Here is a 20828-nt window from a genome sequence, read left to right as displayed (position 1 = left end):
CAATTTCATAGGGAAGCGCAAATTTTTCTGAAATGGCTCAAAAATTGGAGATGTCAAATTGGAGATTGTGAAACGAGTTCAGAATGACAGAATCTTGAAATGTTTTTTTCTTTCCAAAAATACACCATCGCAGCATCACTTAGACAGCATTTACACTCATTCCGCCATCGGCTACGATATTTTGCCCCGTGATGTAGGAACTTTTATCCATTGCCAAAAATGCTATTATGGAAGCTATTTCTGAAGATTCGGCTACTCTTTTTAAAGGCGTGCCCTGCAGAATGGGTTGCATCCTTTCTTCCTGCATCAAAAGCCCATCGGTTAAAGGTGTTTTTGTAAACCAGGGGGAAACCGCATTCACCCGGATATTATCATGCGCCCATTCCACGGCCAGGCTACGGGTTTGCTGTAGGAGTCCGGCTTTAGACATGGCATAAGGCGTACCTGTTCCCACATCCTGTGCGGCCGCGACAGATGATACATTGATCACCTTTCCATTCCCAGATGCTTTTAAGGCAGAATGTAATTTTCGGCTAAGTTTAAAAGGTGCGGTTAGATTTATTTCAAGTACTTTTCTAAACTCCTCTTCAGAATATTCCAACGCCTTTTTCCTGATATTGATCCCGGCGTTGTTAACCAGAATATGAAGTGAACTCCATTTCTCATTAACCTGGGTGAGAATTTTGTCAAGATCTTCCTCTTTTGAAACATCTGCAACAAATCCTTCTACGTTAAAACCTTTTTTCTGAAGTTCTTCTTCGCAAATTTTGATAGCTTCAGGATCTCGGGCGGTAAACATGACCTTACAACCTAACTCTAGGAGCTCTTCTACGGTAGCCTTGCCAATTCCCTTAGAACCGCCTGTCACCACGGCGGTTTGTCCTTTCAAGTTCCACATTTAAATTGATTTAAAAATTACAAAAAAAGCTGCCCGAAACCCTATTTCCGTGCACAGGAAAAGCAGGATTTCAAGCAGCTTTTTTGAATTTAAGTTATTGAATTACAAATTCCTGCCAGTAAGCAGTTTATATAATATTAAAATCACTGCGATAACGATTAGGATGTGAATGATGCTGCCCAAATCTGGGAAGGCAAAAAATCCTACTAACCATCCAATGATTAATAATACTACGATAAGCCAAACTAAATCTCTCATGGTTATTGTTTTTTGCAGCCTTTCGGCCGCGGGTTAGATCCTATAATTTGGTTTCACCAGGTTTTCGCGGCTCCTTCAGCAGTAAAATTTATGCAGAAATGTGCCTGTTTTAGACCTTATGAATAATTAAAGATAAAGAATGTAATTCTCGTGTTATGGTCTTTAACGCAGGTTTAACGCTCAGAAAGAGGATGGCGACTAAAATATTTGGCAGGAAAATCAACTTACGCAATTTTAAGTTTCAGCAATAGCAGCTGCCATAAGGTATAAACATCCTTTACATGTTTGAGACGTATTTTTTTTAGAAGTTAAGGCTTTAGAAGTGAAACCAAAAAACCCAATTTTGAATGCTGCTTTATGTATTGAAGCTGAAGGCGGGAAGGAGCATTCTCACTTCTTTTAGTTAAATTTGCACCCAACCTAAAGAAAATGAATGCCTAATTTAAAAAATATAGCCATTGTTGGTTCCGGGCTTGTTGGTTCCCTTCTGGCAATTCATCTTAGAAAATCCGGTCACCGGGTCACTGTTTTTGACCGTCGCCCAGATGTTCGTACGGTAGAATTCTCTGGTCGCTCCATCAATCTGGCAATGTCTAACAGGGGCTGGAAAGCGCTGCGGAAGGCAGGAATAGAAGAAGAAGTAAGAAAACTGGCAATTCCACTTTTCCAGCGTGCCATGCACGTCAACGAGAAACCAACCTATTTTCAAAAATATGGAAAGAAGGAAGAGGCGATATATTCTATTTCCCGAGGAGTACTAAACCGAAAAATGATCGATCTTGCTGAAGCTGCCGGAGTGGAATTCAGGTTTGAGGAAAAAGTGTGGGATGTAGATCTTGCTGAAGCAAAACTTTACACCGGTAAATCTGAACAGGGACAACTGGAAGAGTATACTTTTGACCTCATTTTTGGAGCCGATGGTGCTTTTTCAAGGGTTCGGCACAAAATGCAGCGTCAAAGCAGGTTCAACTATTCTCAGCATTTTCTGGAGGTTGGCTATAAAGAACTAAACATCCCGGCAAACAGCGACGGCAGTCATAAACTGGATAAAAATTCTTTTCACATCTGGCCGCGCGGCAGGTTTATGCTTATTGCAATGCCCAATCTTGACGGCAGTTTTACCTGTACCTTATTTATGCCTTTTGAAGGAGAACATTCCTTTGAAGCTATTTCTACTGAAGAAAAAGCGGAAGAATTCTTTAACTCCTTCTTTCCCGATATTAAAGATGAAATCTCTAATTTGATGCGAGATTTCTTTAAAAACCCAACCAGTGCGCTGGTGACCATCAAGTGTTTCCCATGGACGTATGGAGATAAAGTAGCTCTTGTTGGCGATGCCGCCCATGCCATTGTGCCTTTCTACGGGCAGGGTATGAACGCAGGATTTGAAGATATTACCCGAATGATGGAATTGCTGGAGTCTCAAAAAGGGGATTGGGAAGCTATTTTTAAGGAATATCAAAAAATGAGAAAACCCAATGCCGATGCTATTGCCGAACTAAGCTTCAGGAATTTTGTTGAAATGAGCAGTAAAACTGCCGATGAGAAATTTTTGCTTCGGAAGAAAATTGAAAGCAGGTTTGCTGAAAAACATCCCGAAGAATGGATTCCTGTCTACTCCCGCGTCACCTTTTCAGATAAATCTTATTCCGAAGCGCTGCAAATTGGAGACCGGCAGGCCGCAATTATGGATGAGGTGATGAAAATGCAGGATTTATCTCAAAAATGGGATTCTAAAGAAGTGGAAGAGAAGATCCTGGCGCTCTTGAAAGAAGATTAAAGGATTGGCCGGCTTATTATATCAATTTTCCTCTTCCAAATATTCTTTCGGATTCATAAACAGGCTTTCATAAACGCCTTCCAGGTTCCTTTTATCTTCCATAAGGACGATCAAGGTGTCATTTTCCTCTATTTGAGTGGCACCATTTGGAGTGAGGAATTTATCTTCCCGCGAAATCATGGCAATAATGGCCTTTCTGGGGAAATGCAGGTCTACAATTCTTTTTCCGACGGAGAAATTATCTGGCGGAATGGTGATTTCTCTAATCAATGATTTTGTGCTGTCAGAGAGGAAAGTGTCTACGGGAGATTTTGGCTTTACTTTTCCCGGAAGTGCGACATGCAGCCATTTGGCCACAGTAGATAGGGTGGTGCCTTGTATTAGCACCGAGGAGAGGGAAACAAAAAACACGATATTAAAGATCATTTCTGCTTTTTCAATTCCTGCTAAGAGCGGGTAAGTCGCAAACACAATAGGTACCGCTCCACGTAGTCCCACCCAGGAAATATACCAGCGTCTTCTCATTTTCATTTTAAAAGGAGAGAGGCTGAGCATTACGCCGATTGGCCTTGCAACCAGGATGAGAAACACTGAAATTAAAACTCCCAGTCCCAGAACTTCTACCACCCCACTGGGAAAAACCAGTAAACCAAGGGTGAGGAAAAGTACGATTTGCATGAGCCATGCAAGTCCGTCGAAGAATCGCATGATGGTCTTTTTGTGGATCAGGTCTTGATTTCCGAGGTAAACTCCGCTGATGTAAACCGCCAAAAAACCATTTCCGCCCAGAGCATCTGTAGCCGAAAAGACAATGAACATGAGGGCAATGGCCAGTACAGGATATAATCCGTCGAAATCCAGCCGAATACGGTTAATGATCATTTTACTCATTTTTCCGAAGATGAATCCCAGCGCGAGCCCTATAAGGATCTGCTGGAAAAACAACGGTACAATGGAAAGGATCCCTTCATCCTGATTCACTACAAGCCCCAGGAAAGCAATGGTTAGAAAATAGGCCATAGGATCATTACTACCGCTTTCCAGCTCTAGCGTGGGTCGAAGATTTTTCTTTAGAGCAAGATTTTTACCTCGTAGAATGGAGAAAACTGCAGCTGCATCTGTAGAAGAAACAATGGCGCCGAGGAGCAAGCCTTCATAAATGCTGAAATCTGTAATCGCCCAGACAAAGGTGCCGACTCCAACAGCGGTAAAAAGAACTCCTAAAGTGGAAAGAGCTATTCCCTGCCACAGCACGGGTTTGATGGTTTTCCAGCTCGTATCAAGCCCTCCGGAAAAGAGAATGAAATTGAGCGAAACAATACCCACGAATTGCGCCAGCTGCGGACTGTCAAAATTGATCCCGCCAATACCTTCTGAACCTGCAAGGATTCCCACCGCAAGAAAAAGGATAAGAGTTGGTACGCCAAACCTGTAGGAGGTTTTTCCTGCCAGAATGCTTATGAGCAGTAGCAGGGATCCAACCAGCAAAACATTTTCAGTGGTGATATCCATTGTGAGCAGAGGCTTTTAAGTAGGCGAAAATACGTAAATAAAACCTGGCTTAAAATGCCATTTTTGGATCCTTATTTATAGTGACTGTTTTCTTTCAGGAGTTCGGGAAATTTTTCTTTAAACCTGTTGATACGCGGAATTGAAACATTCTGAATATAGGAGTTGTAAGGATTTCGAGCCTCGTAATCCTGGTGGTATTCTTCTGCTTTCCAAAACTTCTGAAACGGTAAGATCTCTGCGGCAATCTCTTCGTTAAGTTTGCTCGCTAGCGCTTCTTTTTTCTGCTGAATGACCTTCTTTTGCTCTTCATTCTGGTAAAAAATAATGGAACGGTACTGTGATCCAATATCCGGACCCTGGCCATTTTTCTGGGTTGGGTCCTGCGAACCAAAATAAACATCTACCAGCGTGGCAAAATCAATTACTTCGGGGTCATAGATCACTTCTACAGCTTCGGCATGCCCGGTGCGGCCAGTGTTACTCTCTTCGTAAGTGGGGTTCTTCGTGTGCCCTCCCGAATATCCGGAAATCACTTCTTTTACGCCTTTTACGCTTTCATAAACAGCTTCCACGCACCAGAAGCAACCGCTGGCAAAATAGGCCCTTTCAAGACCATTTTGAGCGGGTACCTTCACCGGTTCGGCGTTTGCTATTTCAGCACGGGTGGCATGTTGTTCAGAATTATTTCCACAACCGGTAGTGACCGTAAAAATGAATGATAAAATGAGTAGCAGGTTTATTTTATTTTCTTTCATATGTTCCTTCTAATGTTTTTTTTCCTAAAATAGCATAATCTGTTGCCAATTCCTTATTGATGTGAAATCCTTTCCAGTCTAGCTCCAGAGTTCCGTTAGATTGAAGTTCTAAAGTGGCAATTGGTGTGTCTCTGTCGAATTCATCCCACGGAAGTTTGTTCTGTGCATTTTCAATATTTGTGGGTTCCACCAAAAAGATATCGGCATGGTTAGAATCTGTCTTTTCAAAATCAACCGAGATATAAATCTCGCCGGGGACGATGCATACTTCTGAAGTAGTGGCAAAGGAAATCTCGAGTAAGCCACAGCTTTCCCCGGTAGCTTCTGTGTCTTGTCGCTGGTAAGTGCCTGTGAATTCATAATTCACAGATTCCTTTCTGGTCTTTGTAGCTTCCTCCTGAACTCTTACATTGTCCCGATCTTCATCAATGTCGTCCAGAGTGAAATCGCTTTGTACTGTATCTTCACCTTTTAATACCGGTTCGCCCTCCCGGCTGGCTTTTTTTTCTTCTACGCAACCTGCAAGAAGAAAAACAGAAAGTATACCAAAAATGCCCTTTTTCATAAGTTATGTTTTTATAAAGATAAGGCTTACAAAATAAGTTGTTGTGAAAGAGATGTTAAGCAGAATTTTCAAATTCTCTAATTCCAAATTCCAATCTCCAAATCTTAAATGAACAAATTCTAAATCTCAAATCCGACTGTAAGATTTCAGAGAAACAAAATAGCTCCCTCTCTTTTGGAGAGGGCGGGGGAGAGGAAAACAAAAAACCCTTCACAATCGTGAAGGGTTCTTTAAATATAATTTTGCTGCTTTTTTAGAAGCTTGCAAAAAGTTCGTTCATTTTCTCTCTTTCTTCCTGTGCCAGTTCTTCATCTACGAGAATTCGCCCACTGTGCTCATCTGTAATCACTTTTCTGCGACCTGCGATCTCCATGATCACCTGCGGCGGAATGGTAAAGAAGGAACCTCCAGATGCGCCACGTTCAATTGGCACTACTGCCAATCCATTTTTTACACTGCCACGAATTCTTTTGTAAGCAGTAACAAGACGCTCTTCTATTTGCTGTTCAAATTCTTCAGACTTTTTAATAAGTGCCTGTTCCTCTTTTTCAGTTTCGGCTAGGATCTCGTTAAGTTCTCCTTTTTTGTGGTTCAGGTGTTTTTTACGCTCTTCAAGACGTTGCTTGGTGTCTTCGATCACCTGATTTTTCTGCTCTATTTGAGCACGGTGCTCTTTGATTTGCTTTTCGGCAAGTTCTATTTCCAGCTCCTGAAATTCAATTTCTTTAGAAAGGGCATTGAATTCGCGGTTGTTACGAACATTCTTTTGTTGTTCTGTATATTTCTTTATAGCTGCTTTGGCTTCTTCAATAAGGTTTTTCTTATCGGCGATGTCATTATCGATTACTTCTAAATCGGCATCTAACTTGTCTAAGCGGGTATTAAGACCGGCTACTTCATCTTCTAAATCTTCTACCTCTAGCGGAAGTTCACCTCGTACGTTTCTTATTTCATCCACGCGGGAATCGATTAGTTGAAGATCGTACAATGCTCTTAACTTCTCTTCTACAGTAACATCGGTTTTTTTTGCCATAGTTAAAAATACTTGATAGGATTGGTATCTGTGTTTGATAAAACGACTGCAAAATTAGCAAATTTTTTCTTAAGATAAGAAACTAAGAGGCTTTTTGTGAACTGTTCACTTTCAAAATGCCCAATGTCTGCGAGCACCAGCTTTTCCTCAGCTTTATAGAAATCGTGGTACTTAAGATCTGCTGTTATGTACATGTCGGCATCAGCTTTTTTGGCATGTTCAATCGCAAAACTTCCGCTGCCGCCAAGTACGGCTATTTTTTTAATGGGTTTATTCAGCAGTTTTGAGTGTCTTATACACCCGGTATGAAAAGTTTTCTTCAGAAGCTCCAAAAATGCCGTTTCTTCCATCCTTTCTTCCAATTCGCCCGTCATCCCTATACCTATATGCTGATTGGTATTTTCTAAGGTCGTGATCTCATAGGCTACCTCTTCATAAGAATGGTTTTCAAAAAGTGTCTTTAAAATGAGCTTTTGGAGATGCTTTGGAAAGGTGATATTCAGCTGAGTTTCCTGCTCAAAATGGGTGCTTCCTTTTTCGCCAATGCTGGGATTGGAATCTTCATTCCCGCGGAAAGATCCAAGTCCCTCCAAATTAAAACTGCAGTGGTCGTAATTGCCGATACTGCCTGCTCCTACAGCGAAAAGAGCTTCTCTTACTTTGGTGGCTTCATTTTTCGGAACATAAGTGACAAGTTTTTTGATACTCTCCTGCTGCGGGATAAGAATTTTTCTGTTCTTGAGATTCAGTTGCTCACAAATCATGTCATTTACGCCATTAAAACTATTATCTAGCGCGGTATGGATAGCGTAGATGGCAATGTCATTCTTGATCGCTTTTAGTACCGTGCGTTCCACATAATTTGAACCTGTTAGCTTTTTGAGTCCGGAGAATATGATGGGGTGAAAGCTCACGATGAGGTTGCAATTTTTCTCAATTGCTTCGTCTACCACAGTTTCCAGTGTATCCAAGGTGACCAGTACTCCTGTCACTTCAGTGTCAATGGTACCGGTAAGCAAGCCTACGTTGTCAAATCCTTCTGCGTAGGGCAGGGGAGCCAATTGTTCTATAGCTTTGGTGATGTCCTTTATCTGCATATCTTGAGGTGTAGAAAGTGAAATCCAAATATAAAAACCCTGAACTGCAATTTACAAAAACCAGTTTATAAGTTTGGATGTGATTGAATGGTTAGTTTCAGGAATGGACCAGCGGGAAAATATCTTGATTTTACAGCCTACAGCCTTGAACCTTAAACCTTGAACCTTTTTTCCATTTCAAAGATAAATATTATACTTTCGCTGAAATGGGCAAAGCAAGAAAACTACTCTATCCGGTTTCACTTTTATATGGTGGTATCATGCGGCTTCGTAATAACTTCTATGACCGGAGGCTATTCGACAGTCACAGTTTTGAGGTTCCGGTGATTTGTGTTGGTAATTTGAGCGTGGGTGGTACAGGGAAAAGTCCAATGGTAGAGTATCTTATTACATTGCTAAAAGATGAACTAAAGGTTGCAACATTGAGTCGCGGATATAAAAGATCCACCAGCGGATTTCATCTTTTAAGTGGACAAGAATCTGCTGCTGAAACCGGGGATGAACCTTTACAATTTAAAACCAAATTTCCTAACGTGATAGTGGCGGTAGATGAAAAGCGCAGTCGTGGTATTAATATACTTCTTCAGCTGAACATGCCGCCAAGTGTCATTCTTCTGGATGATGCTTTTCAACACCGGAAAGTTTCCGCAGATTTGAATATCCTGCTGACTCCTTATCATAACCTCTACAGTGATGACCTGGTGCTGCCGGCAGGAAATTTAAGAGAACCTGTTAGTGGAGCAAACCGTGCGCAGGTCATCGTGGTTACAAAATGTCCTGAGAGTTTGTCCGAAGGGGAAAGGAATAAGATCAGGGAAAAACTTGATATTAAGCAGGGGCAACAATTGTATTTTTCAAAAGTGCTTTATGGGGAGCAGGCAGTGAATCAGGATTCAAGTGTAGATATTGAAAGCTTTAGAAACAAAGAGTTTTGCCTGGTAACCGGGATTGCAAATCCAGCACCGCTAGTTAATCATCTTAAAGATCTGGACTTAAAGTTTGAGCATCTCGAATTTCCCGATCATCATAATTTTACTTCCGCAGAACTTGAAAGGATCAACGAACAGAATTTACTGCTGACTACTGAAAAGGATTATATGAGATTAAAAGGGGAGGTTGATGAGGCGAAACTTTTTTATCTGCCTATTAAAACCGCATTTTTGGATGATCACACAAAGTTTGATCAATTGATCAAAAGTAAGGCAATTAAAAAATGAGACCGTGGAGAGTCTCATTTTTTACTATTTGGCTAATTCAAACTATTCTTCTTTCCAAATAATCTGTTCTACCAATGTCATCAAAGCGTGTGCCAAAACTAAACTGAAGCTTTGGTTTGTGCTAAATATTTATTGATCTTTAAAAAGAACTCCTCTGTTTTATAAGGCTTCGGAATAATATCATTAAACCCGTTAAGATAGAATTCATCCAGGTTTTCATCAAGTGTTACTGCTGTAAGTGCAATAATGGGAATCTCTGCATTAAATTTTCTAATTGCTATGGTTGCCTCAATCCCGCTTATTCCCGGCATGTGGATATCCATTAAGATGAGATCAAATGCATTGTTTTTCACCTTTTCAATAGCAGTGGTCCCATTATCTGCCACATCGCAATTAACCTGGTGCTTTTCCAGGATCTTACGGGTGATCATCTGGTTTATTTTGTTGTCTTCTACAACGAGGATCTTCTTGTGGTGCATAATGTCATTGGTGAGTTTTTCAGGTTCCTTTTCAACCTCTCCTGCGGCAATGGTTGGAGTTAACTCAAGTGCTTCAAATGGCATTTCGAAGTAAAATATGGAACCTTCTCCCAATTCACTTTCCAGGTGGATTTCACTATCCATAAGGTTGAGGAGGTTTTTCACAATGGAAAGCCCTAGACCGGTGCCACCAAATTTCCTGTTAATCTGAAGAGAGCCTTGTGTGAAACTGTCAAAAATGGCTTTTTGCTTCTCCTTTGAGATCCCTTCACCGTCGTCCTGAACTTCGAATTTAAGCACGACCTGGTTTCCGGTTTGGCTTACTTTCTTCACTCTTACCCAAATATGTCCTTCTTCTGTGAACTTGATGGAATTTCCAATCAGGTTGATGAGGATTTGGGAAATCTTGAGCGGATCTCCTTTTAATTTCTTCGGAATACTATTTTCAAAATCCAGGTGTAACTTGGTATTCTTGTCTTCTGCTGAATTCTTAAGTGCCACGAGTACGTCAGAAATCCTTTTCTTTAAATTAAATGAGGTTTCCAGAAGTTCTACTTTATTGGCTTCCAGCTTATTCAGGTCGAGGATATTATTGATTAGAGAAAGCAGATATTCTCCCGAGAATTTTAGGGAGTTTAGATGTTCTTTCTGGTTTTCTGTAGGACTTTCTTCCAGCAGCAGGTGCGTTAATCCTGTAACTGCATACAGAGGAGTACGCAGCTCATGGGTAATAGTGGAAAGGAATTGAGCTTTGGCAGTGGAAGCTTTTTCGGCATTTTCTTTGGCGGTTATAAGTTCCGAATTCTTTTTTTGAAGAAGATCATTCGCCCTGGCCCTTAAATTATTATTCTTGTAAAGAGAAAGTGTTAACAACGACAGTATTGTAATAAGCGCCACGCTAAGAATTGTGGTGAGTTTATTTACTTTTAACGACCGTTCGTGAGCTTCATTTTGTCTGCTTAGTTCGTTAAACTTGTTCTGCATGGCATCCAGTCCATATCTCGCTGAGGCATCTGAGGCAATGGCTTCTTTATTAAGGCTGTGAATGGAATCTCTGGTTTTGTTGCTGAGGCGCAGGAAATTCAAGGATTTTTCAAAGTCACCTTTTAAAGCGTAAATATCGCTCATGAGAATTCTTGAACTCAAGATCATGCTTCCAAAATTGTTCTTATTTGAAAGAGAAAGACATTCCTTTGCAAGCGCTAATGCTACATCAAGGTTGCCAAGCAATTGGTTAGCTCGGGCATTAAAATAAAGTGCCCTGGATTTTTCGTATTGATTTGGACTGCTTTTTAATCGCTTTTTTGCTCTTTCCAGCAGCTGCCGGGCCTCCTGAAATTCCTGGATTCTAAGAAGGGCAACAGCACGGTTGATATCTACAATTCCCAGTCCTTCTATATCTTCGTTCTTTTCAAAAAGCTCTTCAGCAAGGTCAAAATATTGTAAGGCCCTATCTGTATCCTGTTTTACATGAAAGATCTTCCCGTAAGTTACATAACTGTGAGCTAGGCCTAATTCATCTCCTATTTCCCGCTGAATTGAAACTGCCCGCTGAATCTCTGTGGCTGCCTGGTCGGTTTCATACCTTACATAGTACATTTGTGCGAGCAGGCTGCTGGAAAGGGCAATATATTTCTGATGGTTTATGCTGTGAGAAAGTTCCAGTGCAGTGTTGAGTTGATTAAGTGCCCGGTCAAAATCCATTTCATTAATAGATTCTTCAGCATTACTAAGGAATTGTTCAATAGTGGCATTAATCTCGTCCTTTTCCTGTACCGGGTTTTCCTGATTTGCACGAACAGAAAAAAGGCAGAGAAAAAGCGCAACACATATGCTGATATTTTTCATTGGGGTTAACTAACTGAGGCTAAATATAATTATTTATTACTAACAAGGGAAATTAAATCTATTAGTCTGCTGGAATACCCAATTTCATTATCATACCAGCCAATTATTTTTATAAAATTACCACCAATTACAGAAGTCATTTGTGCATCAAAAATGCAGGAATGTGGATTATCTTTTATATCCATTGAAACAATGGGATCTTCAGTATATTGCAGATACCTTTTCAGAGAATTTTCTGAAGCTTTTTTAAAAGCTGCATTCACCTCTTCTATGGAAGTGGTTCTTTTCACCCGTAGGGTCATATCTGTTAGAGAGCCATTGGGAACCGGAACCCGAATTCCACAGCCTCCTATTACTTCGCTCAATTCTGGAAAAATGCTGGTAAGGGCTTTGGCTGCACCTGTTGTGGTAGGAACAATAGATTGGGTAGCCGCCCTGGCACGCCTTAGGTCTTTATGTGGTTGGTCATGCAAGCTTTGATCTGTAGTATATGAGTGTACAGTGGTTATGTACGCCTGTTCAATTTCGCACAGTTCATGAACCACTTTCATCATTGGTGCGGCATTATTAGTGGTGCAGGATGCATTTGAAATGATGTCTTCCGTCCCATCGAGTATATGATCATTCACTCCCTGCACTACCATCTTTATGGAATCATCTTGTGGCGGGACAGAAAGAATCACTTTTATCACCCCTTTTTGGAGATGTGGCTCCAGGAGATCCCGGGTTCTAAATTTCCCGGTACTTTCAATCACAATGTCCACTTTCCTGCCAGACCAGTCGATTTCTGAAGGATGTTTGGCAGCAGAAACCAAAAATTCCATTGCATCGATAACAATGGTTGACCCGGTTGTTGATATATCCCTGTGAAGCACACCGTGAATACTATCATATTTTAAGAGGTGTGCGAGTGTTTGGGCATCTGCCACATCATTAATGGCTGTTACTTCAATATGTGGATGGTCAAGCAACAGCCTGAAAAGATTACGGCCAATGCGCCCAAAGCCATTAATGCCAACTCTTATTTTATCTTTCAAGAATTCTTCGGAAGTTGAAATATTCACTCTAGGTAAGGTGTTTTTGAGCTTTATAGGAAGATCTTACCAAAGCCCCACTTTCCACATGTCTAAAACCCAGGTCAAGACCTATAGTTTCATATTTCTTGAATTGATCTGGGGTGATGAATTCTTTTACCGGCAGGTGTTGCTTACTTGGCTGAAGATATTGGCCTATGGTTACCACGTCAAGGTCTACGGCGCGAAGGTCTTTAAGCGTCTGGATCACCTCATCTTCTGTTTCGCCCAGCCCTAGCATGATGCCCGATTTTGTCCTGTTAATCCCGCTTTCCTTAAGATATTTTAAAACCTCCAGGCTGCGTTCATATTTTGCCTGGATTCTAACTTCCCGGGTCAATCTTTTGACGGTTTCCATGTTGTGGGAGACAATTTCAGGATTGACTTCTATAATACGGTCAATGTTCCTTTCCACTCCCTGAAAATCAGGAATTAATGTTTCAAGCGTAGTCCCCGGACTCATTCTTCGAATGGCCTTTACGGTTTCTGCCCAAATAATGGAACCCATGTCTTTCAAATCATCCCGGTCTACACTGGTGATAACCGCATGTTTTATTTGCATGAGTTTTATAGAACGTGCTACCTTCTCGGGCTCGTCCCAATCTATGGTTTCGGGTCTTCCGGTTTTAACACCGCAAAATCCGCAGGAACGGGTGCATACATTCCCAAGGATCATAAAAGTGGCGGTTCCTTCGCCCCAGCATTCCCCCATGTTTGGGCAACTTCCGGAAGTACAAATTGTGTGCAGGTCGTATTTATCAACGAGGCTGCGCAGTTCGGTATATTTTTTTCCGGTAGGTAATTTTACCCGCAACCATTTGGGTTTGGGTGTTCTTTTAGTAGGAAGGGTTTGTGTTTCCATAGAAAATTTTCTTACCAGCAAAGATACAATAATTCGCTGAAAAGCATAATTTTCCAACCTTCATGAATACTGTGGTTTCAGTATAAAAAGGTTCAAAAATGGTATTTTTAAGGAGTCCTGTTTTTGATAATTTGAGCCAGTAGTTTTTTTGCTCGTAACAACTTTACTTTTATGTTGTTCATAGGCTCGTCCAGGTTTTTGGCAATTTCTTTATAGCTCATTTCCTGAAAATACCTAAGGTTGATCACTTCCTGGTAATGCGGCTGCAATTTTTTAATGTCGCGCAACAGCTGTGCAAGATTTTGTTCCGTAATCAGGGAATCTTCAATAGACGGAGTTTCGTCAGCAATCCGGTAAACCCGTGCATCTTCTTCATCGGTAGTTTTCGCGCGAATGGAAGCATTTTTCTTCCGAATAAGATCAACGTGTATGTTTTTTGAAATTGTAATTAGCCAGGTTTTAAACGAATAGGAAGGGTCAAAGCTGGTAATTTTATCAAAAGCCCTTGAAAAAGTCTGAATAGTTACGTCCTCGGCATCATATTCATTCTTTGTTCTTTTTAGCTGAAAGCCATACACATCATTCCAGAAGTGATCCAGTAAGTAATTGAAAGCCATTTGATTGCCTTTACGGGCGCTCTCAATCTGCTTTTTCAGGAGATCTGGATTTACTTCCAATGAGTCGGTTTTGAGATGAGATTGGAAATAAAGATACCAAATTGCGCGCATAAGAGGAACAACTCAAGAAAGGGAAATATCCAAAAAACATCAGTTTCTCCTAATTTTCTTGCAGAATTATAATATACGATCCCCTGGACCAACAGTCTGGCAGCAAGAACGATTAAGCCAAATTTCCAAAAAGTAGTGAATAGGGTGAGCGTAAAGAGGATCCAAAAAAGTAACTGACTCACGTAAAAAAGTCCCAGCAAAAATTGGTGGTACTTCTTGTAATGTCGCGCAATGGAAACGTGTCTTCTCTTCTGAAGAAACCATTCCTTAAATGCCTTTTTTGGAACACTACGTGTTATCGATGATTGATGATAGGCTAATGCAGTATTTTGAGCATTTGCAGCAGCATTTACAAAAAGATCGTCATCTCCAGCTCGAATATGAAGGTGACTGGCAAATCCACTTTGCTTATAAAATTCTTCTGAAGTATAAGCCATATTCCGTCCTACGCCCATGTAAGGTTGCCCCCAGCTCGCATAAGAGAAATACTGGATTGCGGTAAGCAGGGTTTCAAACCTAACGATCTTATTTAGTAAAGAGCGTTTATTGATAAAGTATCCCCCATAGCCCAGCACAATACTTCTATTCCCTTCAAAATGGGCAGACATTTCATTGATCCAGTGATCTGATTCTGGTTGGCAATCGGCATCGGTAAAAAGAAGGTAAGGATTTACGGCTTTTTTGATGCCCAGGGTAAGCGCATATTTTTTGTTCGCCCAAAATGCTTCGTTATTCTGAACATTTACCAGTTTCACCCTTGAATCCTGCTGCTGAAATTCCTCAATTACTTCCAGAGTGTCGTCGGAAGAGGCATCATTAATAAGAATTACTTCAAAATCTGGGTGATCCTGGGAGAGAATAGCCGGTACAAATTTCCGAAGGTTTTCAGCTTCATTTTTTGCACAAATGATGACAGAGACAGGCTTTGAAGCGGCTGGTTTAATTTCCCTGACAGGTGCAAAGGCAAATTTAAAAAACGCAGAATAATAGCAGAGATTAAGCAGGCCAACGCTGAGGAGGGCAATAAAAATAACCAGCATCTATATTGGGAGGGGATTATTTAGCGACCTGGGGTTCGTTACAATCTTTAGCTTCATCGGGTAATTTACCGCAAAAACTGCAGGCTTCGCCTTCCTTGTTGAGGTAAGGGTTCTGGCTGGCACAGGTGCCACTAAATTTCCCATCTTTCTTCCCCCAAATTTTAATTGCAATTCCTGCAAAAGCAAGGGCTAAAAGTACTATTGTGATTATCAAGAGTTTCATAGGTCAAATTTTCTGCAAAAATAAGGATTAAAACGGATAAGCTAAAATGACGGCCAATATATTTACGGAATTAATGAAGCCTTTACACTGTTTAACTAAAGTTTATATGCCTGTTCTAGGCGGCATGTTTATTTCTAAATAAATTGCATAGAGTAACCAATTAAATTTAATTTATGAAAACGAGAAGAGCGTTGCTGGTACTGGCATGTTCCTTTGGAATGTTTGCCTACACTTCCTGCCAGGACAATAACCGCGGGGAGAACAGTGAAGTCAATTTGGAAGACTTCAACGAAGAAGAAAGTGATCAGGACTTGATGATACAGGGGGAGGATAACGCTTCAAGTTCTTCCTCTCAGGGGGAGGATACCAATGCCATTACAGGCACGATATCCAGAAATAAAGATTTGAAGACCTTTTCTGAAGGAATGACTCGCGCTGGTATTGATGATGATTTTTCAAGAGGGGAAGGACCTTACACAATTTTTGCCCCTTCAAACATTGCTTATGATGAACTTTCCCAGGATGAGCGAAATCAGTTTGAGAATGCCAGTGAAATCAAAAAAACAGGTGCGGGAATGCACTATTTGGTGGTAAAGGGAAAACTTACCGCTGCTGATTTAAAGCAGCAAATGGAAAACACTGACGGGACTTTGCAACTTACCAGCCTGCAGGGTGAAACCTTGAGGGTTTCAATGAGAGATGGTAATCTAGTAGTTACCGATCCTTCCGGAAAGCAGGCAAAAATTCTGGAAAGCGATATGAACGCTACAAACGGAATCGTTCACATTATAGACCGCGTACTTCATCCTAAAGATCTTACTAAAAATGCTAATCCCCCGCGGGACTGGAATACTCGTAACGACCAGATGGACTGGGAGGAAGGTGATGAAAATTCTAATGGAAACGGAAATAATAATACGGGGAACAGGAGCGGCAACAATTCAACCAGTAGTACATCTGACCAGTAGAACGGAGCGTTTGGGTTTCATTTTTCAGTTCTTTTCGCACTCTTTAACGAAAGTTTAATGTGTAGAATTATTAGAGGTTTTTATTCCGGGTTATTTTTGTAAATAACTTAAAGTCAATATGGTATGAAAAATTTGAAATATGTCTTTACTTTTTGTTTTGCTATTTTTGTGTTGACTTCTTGCCAGGATAAAAATAGCAAGAATGAAATGGTTGAAGAAGAAGGTGGAGTGAGGATGGATGAGATAGAAACAAATGAAGTAGAAGATAATGTCTATCAAAGACTCAGCGAGGAAGAGGATTTAAGAGAATTCTCTGCAGGAATGACACGAGCCGGGCTTTCTGATGATTTTAGCGAGGGAGAAGGACCCTTTACAATTTTTGCGCCGGCAAATGTGGCATTCGATGGCCTTGCCGAAGCAGAGAAAGGAGAATATCAGGACAGCGATAATGTGCGAGCGAATCTTGCCAGAATGTATTATCTAGTGGTTGAGAGAGAACTGCCGGCTGCAGAGCTAAGGCAGGCTATTAATGATGTGGGAGGAGATATGGAACTCATCACTATGCAGGGGGAGCGACTAATTGCTTCCATTGAAGGTGAAAAAATTGTCTTAAAAGATGGATTAGGCAATACTGCTACCATCACGCAGCCAGATCGAAATGCATCAAACGGGGTAGTTCATATCATTGATGGAATTTTAAGACCACAGGACCTCGACAGAATTGATTTTTCGGAGGAAACCTTAGATACCGTGCAGTAATAGGTTTAAAGAATTCTAAAGATAAAAAAGCTGAATCTTCTTCAGCCTTTCTTCTTTTGATTTGTCTTTAACGTAAGTTTAAAACCTCATTTTAGGTGTCTAGGGGAAATAATCTTATATTAAAGTTCAGATAATCAAATAATTAAAAACTATGAAATTAGGAAAGACAATTATAACATTGAGCATGATTTTAAGCCTTGTGGCGGTAATGTCATGCCAGGATAATAACAAGAAGAATGAAGCTGAAGAGGTGGATATGAACGAAGAACCAGAGGCCCAATCTTTTGAACAAAACCAGGATGAGATGGTGAATACTGTGATAGTAACGACCGAAGGAAACCCTGAGCTATCCACCTTTGCGCTAAGATTAAACGCAGCAAATGTTCAATTGCCAGAAGGTAAAGCTTACACAATCTTCGCGCCCAATAATAATGCGTACAGTTACCTTTACAGAGAGCAGGGGAGCGAAGTATTAAATGTAGAGAACAGTACCGAGGTTTATTTCTTAATTGTTGAAGGAGAATTTACGACCGATGCTTTAAAACAACAGATCGAACAAGGGAGTGGTAATTTTGTTTTAACCACTGCTCAGGGTGAAAATCTGATTGCTGCCATGGAAGATAAAGAAATCATACTTAGAGGACCTTCAGGAGTTACCGCGAAAATCCTGGAAGAAAATATTGAGGCCAGTAATGGTGTGGTGCATATCATTGACGGCGTATTGCTGCCATCAGATGTAGAAAAGGAAGTGATTCTTACAGATATTCCTGAAGACACGACTGCAATACAATAGGAGTTAAAGAGAAAGGAAAAAATAAAAAGGCTTCAAAAAATGTCATTTTTGAATCCTTTTTTAGTGGATTAAAGAATATTTACTTCAGGTTGAAGCCTGATTCTAAAAAGCCGGTAAATCTCCTCCTGAATATGCGTTGAAAGATTAAGAATATCCTGTCCCGTTGCATTTCCATAGTTCACCAGTACCAGTGCCTGCTTTGTATGCACCCCCGCATCACCTTTTCTGAAACCTTTCAGCCCTGCTTTATCAATTAGCCATCCAGCGGGCACCTTTATTTCATCTTCTGAAATTTTATATCCAGGCAATTCAGGATAATTCTCCTGGAGTTCCTCAAATTCGCGCATGCTAATTACTGGATTCTTAAAAAAGCTTCCGCTGTTTCCTAATTCTTTAGGGTCGGGAAGTTTCGACTGTCTAATTGAAATAACAGCGTCAGAAATGTCCTTTATTTGCGGCTCTTGAACCCCTTTTTCAGCTAAATGCTGTTCAATGGGGCCGTAACTCGTGTTCAACCTGTGATTCTTCTTTGTAAGTCTAAAGGTGACACTCGTGATAATATACTGCCCTTTTAGCGCGTTTTTAAAAACTGAATCTCTATAACCGAACTCACAGTCAAAAAGGCTGAATTCCTGAAGCTCTAAAGTCTGTACATTCAATGCGGTACAGGATTCAAAAGTATCTTTTATTTCAACCCCATAAGCGCCAATATTTTGAATGGGCGTCGTGCCCACATTCCCCGGAATAAGGGAAAGATTTTCCAGTCCGCCAAAGTTCCTGGAGATACAATACAGCACAAATTCATGCCAGGTTTCTCCGGCCATGGCTTTTACATAAACCTCTTCTTCAGTCTCATTTACAATCTCTTTGCCTTTGAGATTAATGTGCAGCACGGTTTTGTTGATATCCCTGGTGAGCAGCATGTTGCTGCCACCTCCAAGGATAAAAACTTCCGAAGCATATTGTTTTTTAAGAACAGCTTTTAATTCTTCAACAGTTGTTATAGAAATGAAGGTCTTTGCCTTCACATCTATGCCAAAAGTATTATGTTCTTTTAGAGATTTATTGGAAAAGCTTTGCATTAGCCCTTGTATTCTATCAACGCTGCCTTAATAATTTCAATAGCTCGTAAAAGATCTTCTTCCTTAAGCACGTAAGCGATCCTTACCTGGTTCATGCCGGTATTGGGAGTAGAATAAAATCCTGCGGCAGGAGCTACCATTACAGTTTCATTGTTCAATTGAAAACTTTCGAGCAGCCATTTTGCGAAATCTTCGGCGTCCTGAATGGGAAGTTCTGCAATACAATAAAATGCTCCCATTGGTTTTGCCACGCGTACTCCTTCAATTTCTTCGAGACCGGCGATTAGCGTATTTCTTCGGGAAGTATATTCTTCATTTACTTCATCAAAATAAGATTGCGGAGTATCTAAGGCAGCTTCACTGGCAATTTGCGCAAAGGTAGGCGGGCTAAGTCTTGCCTGTGCAAACTTCATGGCCGTAGTCATCACCTCTTTATTTTTGGAAGCAAGACACCCAATTCGAGCGCCACACATGCTGTACCTCTTGGAAACAGAATCAATCATAATGGCATGTTGCTCAAGGCCCGGAATGCTCATTACCGAATAATGTTTAGCCCCTTCGTAAGCGAATTCGCGGTAAACTTCGTCAGCAACAAGAAAAAGGTCATGTTTCTTTACGATCTCTGCCAGCTGCTGAATTTCTTCCTGTGTATAAAGATATCCGGTTGGATTTCCGGGGTTACAAATGAGGATTGCTTTCGTTCTTGGTGTGATGAGGTCCTCGAATTCAGAAATAGGAGGAAGGGCAAATCCTTCTTCAAACTTCGATTTTACGGGCACAACTTTCACTCCCGATGAGGTTGCAAAACCGTTGTAATTCGCGTAAAATGGTTCCGGAATAATGACTTCATCACCGGCATCGCAAATGCTTCCCATTGTAAACAGCAATGCTTCAGAACCACCGGTGGTTATAATCAATTCATTGGCAGAAACATTGATGTCATGCTTAGTATAATATTCAGCAAGTTTTTCACGGTAACTCTCAAAACCGGCCGAGTGGCTGTAAGATAACACTTCAATGTCATTATTCTTGACAGCTGCAATGGCTTTCGGCGGAGTTTTAATATCTGGTTGACCAATGTTCAATTGATATATGGTGCGTCCTTTTTTAATAGCTGCTTCCGCGTAAGGAACTAATTTTCTTATAGGGGATTCCGGCATTGCCTGCCCCTTTTGTGAAATACTCGGCATAAATACTGTTTTTTAGAGCTGCAAAGTTGCAAAAATAAACTAAGCTAAAAGGCTATTTCCGGCACTTTTTGAGCTGGCACATTGTTGTTTTTGAAGCCTATGAATTGCAGAAAAAAGTTTCTAAAATGGCATTTTTGGAAGCTATTCTAAACTCTATGCTGTAACAAGATGAGCCTGAAATAAAAAAGCTGCCTGAAAGTTTCTCAACCTTCAGGCAGCTGCAATCTGTATAGTTTCTAATCTTACCCGTTAGTTTCTACCACGGTTCCTTTGATCTTAAGAGATTTTGCAGGCTCTTCAGCGTTGGAGTATACAGTAATGGTTTTTCTAATAGGGCCAACTATTGTAGTATTGTATTTTACCTGGATCTCGCCGGTTTTCCCGGGTTGTATGGGTTCTTCAGGCTTCTTTGGAACTGTACAGCCACAGCTGGAACGCACATTGGTGATCACTAGAGGTATATCTCCGGTGTTGGTAAATTGAAATGTCCGTAACCCGTCGCTTCCTTTTTCTATTTCGCCATAGTCTATTACTTCAGACTTAAATTCCATTTTTGCAGTCTCCTGTGCCTGAACGGCGAAACCGGCAAAAATAAAAATGGCAATTGCTACTAATTTTTTCATACTTTTTTGGTTTTTACAGGATTGTAAAGATAGTTGGTTTCTTTA

At 40.8% G+C, this 20828-nt stretch carries 21 protein-coding genes; 5 read left to right on the top strand and 16 right to left on the bottom strand.

Annotated elements, in window-relative coordinates:
* Window positions 1–139: 139 nt before the first annotated feature.
* Both ACOV1Q_RS13980 and ACOV1Q_RS13975 read right to left on the bottom strand, forming a co-directional pair.
* Window positions 140–898: an SDR family oxidoreductase gene (locus tag ACOV1Q_RS13980; protein WP_424495025.1), complete on the bottom strand. Its 759-nt coding sequence runs from the start codon at window positions 896–898 to the stop codon at window positions 140–142.
* 102 nt (window positions 899–1000) lie between these two features.
* A complete protein-coding gene (locus tag ACOV1Q_RS13975) occupies window positions 1001–1156 on the bottom strand; it encodes a lmo0937 family membrane protein (protein WP_424495024.1) in 156 nt (51 codons plus the stop codon).
* A 433-nt stretch (window positions 1157–1589) separates the two neighbouring features.
* Here ACOV1Q_RS13975 and ACOV1Q_RS13970 point away from each other — a divergent pair, with 433 nt between their 5' ends.
* Window positions 1590–2936 carry an FAD-dependent oxidoreductase gene (locus tag ACOV1Q_RS13970; RefSeq protein ID WP_424495023.1) on the top strand — a complete coding sequence of 449 codons (1347 nt, stop codon included), beginning with the start codon at window positions 1590–1592 and terminating at the stop codon, window positions 2934–2936.
* Between the two features lie 21 nt (window positions 2937–2957).
* Here the strand turns inward: ACOV1Q_RS13970 and ACOV1Q_RS13965 are convergent, their stop codons facing one another.
* The 5 genes from ACOV1Q_RS13965 to ACOV1Q_RS13945 form a co-directional block, all read right to left on the bottom strand.
* Window positions 2958–4448 carry a potassium/proton antiporter gene (locus ACOV1Q_RS13965; RefSeq protein ID WP_424495022.1) on the bottom strand — a complete coding sequence of 497 codons (1491 nt, stop codon included), beginning with the start codon at window positions 4446–4448 and terminating at the stop codon, window positions 2958–2960.
* Window positions 4449–4519: 71 nt separating this feature from the next.
* Window positions 4520–5203, bottom strand: a complete 684-nt coding sequence (gene msrA, locus ACOV1Q_RS13960; RefSeq protein WP_424495021.1) for a peptide-methionine (S)-S-oxide reductase MsrA — start codon at window positions 5201–5203, stop codon at window positions 4520–4522.
* A complete protein-coding gene (locus ACOV1Q_RS13955; protein ID WP_424495020.1) occupies window positions 5190–5768 on the bottom strand; it encodes a hypothetical protein in 579 nt (192 codons plus the stop codon). Before ACOV1Q_RS13955 ends, msrA begins: the two co-directional genes overlap by 14 nt.
* Window positions 5769–6021: 253 nt before the next feature.
* A complete protein-coding gene (locus ACOV1Q_RS13950; RefSeq protein ID WP_424495019.1) occupies window positions 6022–6801 on the bottom strand; it encodes a zinc ribbon domain-containing protein in 780 nt (259 codons plus the stop codon).
* A 2-nt stretch (window positions 6802–6803) separates the two neighbouring features.
* Entirely contained in the window at window positions 6804–7898 is a 1095-nt protein-coding gene (locus ACOV1Q_RS13945) for a Nif3-like dinuclear metal center hexameric protein (RefSeq protein WP_424495018.1), read from the bottom strand.
* Between the two features lie 206 nt (window positions 7899–8104).
* Between ACOV1Q_RS13945 and lpxK the strand changes: the two genes are divergently transcribed.
* Entirely contained in the window at window positions 8105–9115 is a 1011-nt protein-coding gene (lpxK, locus tag ACOV1Q_RS13940) for a tetraacyldisaccharide 4'-kinase (RefSeq protein WP_424495017.1), read from the top strand.
* Window positions 9116–9213: 98 nt separating this feature from the next.
* Here the strand turns inward: lpxK and ACOV1Q_RS13935 are convergent, their stop codons facing one another.
* The 6 genes from ACOV1Q_RS13935 to ACOV1Q_RS13910 form a co-directional block, all read right to left on the bottom strand.
* On the bottom strand, window positions 9214–11442 hold the full coding sequence (locus tag ACOV1Q_RS13935; RefSeq protein ID WP_424495016.1) for a hybrid sensor histidine kinase/response regulator: 2229 nt from the start codon (window positions 11440–11442) through the stop codon (window positions 9214–9216).
* 29 nt (window positions 11443–11471) lie between these two features.
* On the bottom strand, window positions 11472–12506 hold the full coding sequence (gap, locus tag ACOV1Q_RS13930; RefSeq protein WP_424495015.1) for a type I glyceraldehyde-3-phosphate dehydrogenase: 1035 nt from the start codon (window positions 12504–12506) through the stop codon (window positions 11472–11474).
* 1 nt (window position 12507) lies between these two features.
* Window positions 12508–13377, bottom strand: a complete 870-nt coding sequence (lipA, locus tag ACOV1Q_RS13925; RefSeq protein ID WP_424495014.1) for a lipoyl synthase — start codon at window positions 13375–13377, stop codon at window positions 12508–12510.
* Window positions 13378–13484: 107 nt separating this feature from the next.
* The gene (locus tag ACOV1Q_RS13920) at window positions 13485–14054 is read right to left on the bottom strand and encodes an RNA polymerase sigma factor (protein WP_424495013.1); all 570 of its coding nucleotides are present in this window, start codon (window positions 14052–14054) and stop codon (window positions 13485–13487) included.
* Window positions 14045–15145 (bottom strand): glycosyltransferase, encoded by a 1101-nt coding sequence (locus ACOV1Q_RS13915; RefSeq protein WP_424495012.1) that lies wholly within the window; start codon window positions 15143–15145, stop codon window positions 14045–14047. The genes ACOV1Q_RS13920 and ACOV1Q_RS13915 overlap by 10 nt, the downstream gene beginning before the upstream one ends.
* Window positions 15146–15161: 16 nt before the next feature.
* Window positions 15162–15368, bottom strand: a complete 207-nt coding sequence (locus ACOV1Q_RS13910; RefSeq protein WP_424495011.1) for a membrane or secreted protein — start codon at window positions 15366–15368, stop codon at window positions 15162–15164.
* Between the two features lie 173 nt (window positions 15369–15541).
* On the opposite strand from ACOV1Q_RS13910, the gene ACOV1Q_RS13905 reads away from it, so the two are divergent.
* The 3 genes from ACOV1Q_RS13905 (at window position 15542) to ACOV1Q_RS13895 (ending at window position 17888) form a co-directional block, all read left to right on the top strand.
* Window positions 15542–16336: a fasciclin domain-containing protein gene (locus ACOV1Q_RS13905; protein ID WP_424495010.1), complete on the top strand. Its 795-nt coding sequence runs from the start codon at window positions 15542–15544 to the stop codon at window positions 16334–16336.
* 123 nt (window positions 16337–16459) lie between these two features.
* Window positions 16460–17095: a fasciclin domain-containing protein gene (locus ACOV1Q_RS13900; RefSeq protein WP_424495009.1), complete on the top strand. Its 636-nt coding sequence runs from the start codon at window positions 16460–16462 to the stop codon at window positions 17093–17095.
* A gap of 151 nt (window positions 17096–17246) precedes the next feature.
* Window positions 17247–17888: a fasciclin domain-containing protein gene (locus ACOV1Q_RS13895; protein ID WP_424495008.1), complete on the top strand. Its 642-nt coding sequence runs from the start codon at window positions 17247–17249 to the stop codon at window positions 17886–17888.
* Between the two features lie 68 nt (window positions 17889–17956).
* Here ACOV1Q_RS13895 and murB read toward each other — a convergent pair whose 3' ends face one another.
* The 3 genes from murB to ACOV1Q_RS13880 form a co-directional block, all read right to left on the bottom strand.
* Window positions 17957–18970, bottom strand: a complete 1014-nt coding sequence (gene murB, locus ACOV1Q_RS13890) for a UDP-N-acetylmuramate dehydrogenase (protein ID WP_424495007.1) — start codon at window positions 18968–18970, stop codon at window positions 17957–17959.
* On the bottom strand, window positions 18970–20160 hold the full coding sequence (locus ACOV1Q_RS13885) for a pyridoxal phosphate-dependent aminotransferase (protein WP_424495006.1): 1191 nt from the start codon (window positions 20158–20160) through the stop codon (window positions 18970–18972). Before ACOV1Q_RS13885 ends, murB begins: the two co-directional genes overlap by 1 nt.
* A 242-nt stretch (window positions 20161–20402) precedes the next feature.
* A complete protein-coding gene (locus tag ACOV1Q_RS13880; RefSeq protein WP_424495005.1) occupies window positions 20403–20783 on the bottom strand; it encodes a DUF1573 domain-containing protein in 381 nt (126 codons plus the stop codon).
* Window positions 20784–20828 lie beyond the last annotated feature (45 nt).

It is taken from the genome of Salinimicrobium maris, assembly GCF_049680855.1.
In the GTDB taxonomy this organism is placed as follows: domain Bacteria; phylum Bacteroidota; class Bacteroidia; order Flavobacteriales; family Flavobacteriaceae; genus Salinimicrobium.
Note: the sequence above shows the minus strand (reverse complement) of the source record. Positions and strands in the feature narration are given on the sequence as shown.

What these genes read in the sequence shown, in the direction of transcription:
- ACOV1Q_RS13945 (WP_424495018.1), bottom strand. Translation starts at nt 7,898, where the DNA reads ATGCAGATAAAGGACATCACCAAAGCTATAGAACAATTGGCTCCCCTG.
- ACOV1Q_RS13900 (WP_424495009.1), top strand. Translation starts at nt 16,460, where the DNA reads ATGAAAAATTTGAAATATGTCTTTACTTTTTGTTTTGCTATTTTTGTG.
- ACOV1Q_RS13905 (WP_424495010.1), top strand. Translation starts at nt 15,542, where the DNA reads ATGAAAACGAGAAGAGCGTTGCTGGTACTGGCATGTTCCTTTGGAATG.
- ACOV1Q_RS13975 (WP_424495024.1), bottom strand. Translation starts at nt 1,156, where the DNA reads ATGAGAGATTTAGTTTGGCTTATCGTAGTATTATTAATCATTGGATGG.
- ACOV1Q_RS13970 (WP_424495023.1), top strand. Translation starts at nt 1,590, where the DNA reads ATGCCTAATTTAAAAAATATAGCCATTGTTGGTTCCGGGCTTGTTGGT.
- ACOV1Q_RS13935 (WP_424495016.1), bottom strand. Translation starts at nt 11,442, where the DNA reads ATGAAAAATATCAGCATATGTGTTGCGCTTTTTCTCTGCCTTTTTTCT.
- ACOV1Q_RS13965 (WP_424495022.1), bottom strand. Translation starts at nt 4,448, where the DNA reads ATGGATATCACCACTGAAAATGTTTTGCTGGTTGGATCCCTGCTACTG.
- ACOV1Q_RS13955 (WP_424495020.1), bottom strand. Translation starts at nt 5,768, where the DNA reads ATGAAAAAGGGCATTTTTGGTATACTTTCTGTTTTTCTTCTTGCAGGT.
- ACOV1Q_RS13950 (WP_424495019.1), bottom strand. Translation starts at nt 6,801, where the DNA reads ATGGCAAAAAAAACCGATGTTACTGTAGAAGAGAAGTTAAGAGCATTG.
- ACOV1Q_RS13910 (WP_424495011.1), bottom strand. Translation starts at nt 15,368, where the DNA reads ATGAAACTCTTGATAATCACAATAGTACTTTTAGCCCTTGCTTTTGCA.
- lpxK (WP_424495017.1), top strand. Translation starts at nt 8,105, where the DNA reads ATGGGCAAAGCAAGAAAACTACTCTATCCGGTTTCACTTTTATATGGT.
- lipA (WP_424495014.1), bottom strand. Translation starts at nt 13,377, where the DNA reads ATGGAAACACAAACCCTTCCTACTAAAAGAACACCCAAACCCAAATGG.
- ACOV1Q_RS13880 (WP_424495005.1), bottom strand. Translation starts at nt 20,783, where the DNA reads ATGAAAAAATTAGTAGCAATTGCCATTTTTATTTTTGCCGGTTTCGCC.
- ACOV1Q_RS13885 (WP_424495006.1), bottom strand. Translation starts at nt 20,160, where the DNA reads ATGCCGAGTATTTCACAAAAGGGGCAGGCAATGCCGGAATCCCCTATA.
- msrA (WP_424495021.1), bottom strand. Translation starts at nt 5,203, where the DNA reads ATGAAAGAAAATAAAATAAACCTGCTACTCATTTTATCATTCATTTTT.
- ACOV1Q_RS13915 (WP_424495012.1), bottom strand. Translation starts at nt 15,145, where the DNA reads ATGCTGGTTATTTTTATTGCCCTCCTCAGCGTTGGCCTGCTTAATCTC.
- murB (WP_424495007.1), bottom strand. Translation starts at nt 18,970, where the DNA reads ATGCAAAGCTTTTCCAATAAATCTCTAAAAGAACATAATACTTTTGGC.
- ACOV1Q_RS13895 (WP_424495008.1), top strand. Translation starts at nt 17,247, where the DNA reads ATGAAATTAGGAAAGACAATTATAACATTGAGCATGATTTTAAGCCTT.
- ACOV1Q_RS13980 (WP_424495025.1), bottom strand. Translation starts at nt 898, where the DNA reads ATGTGGAACTTGAAAGGACAAACCGCCGTGGTGACAGGCGGTTCTAAG.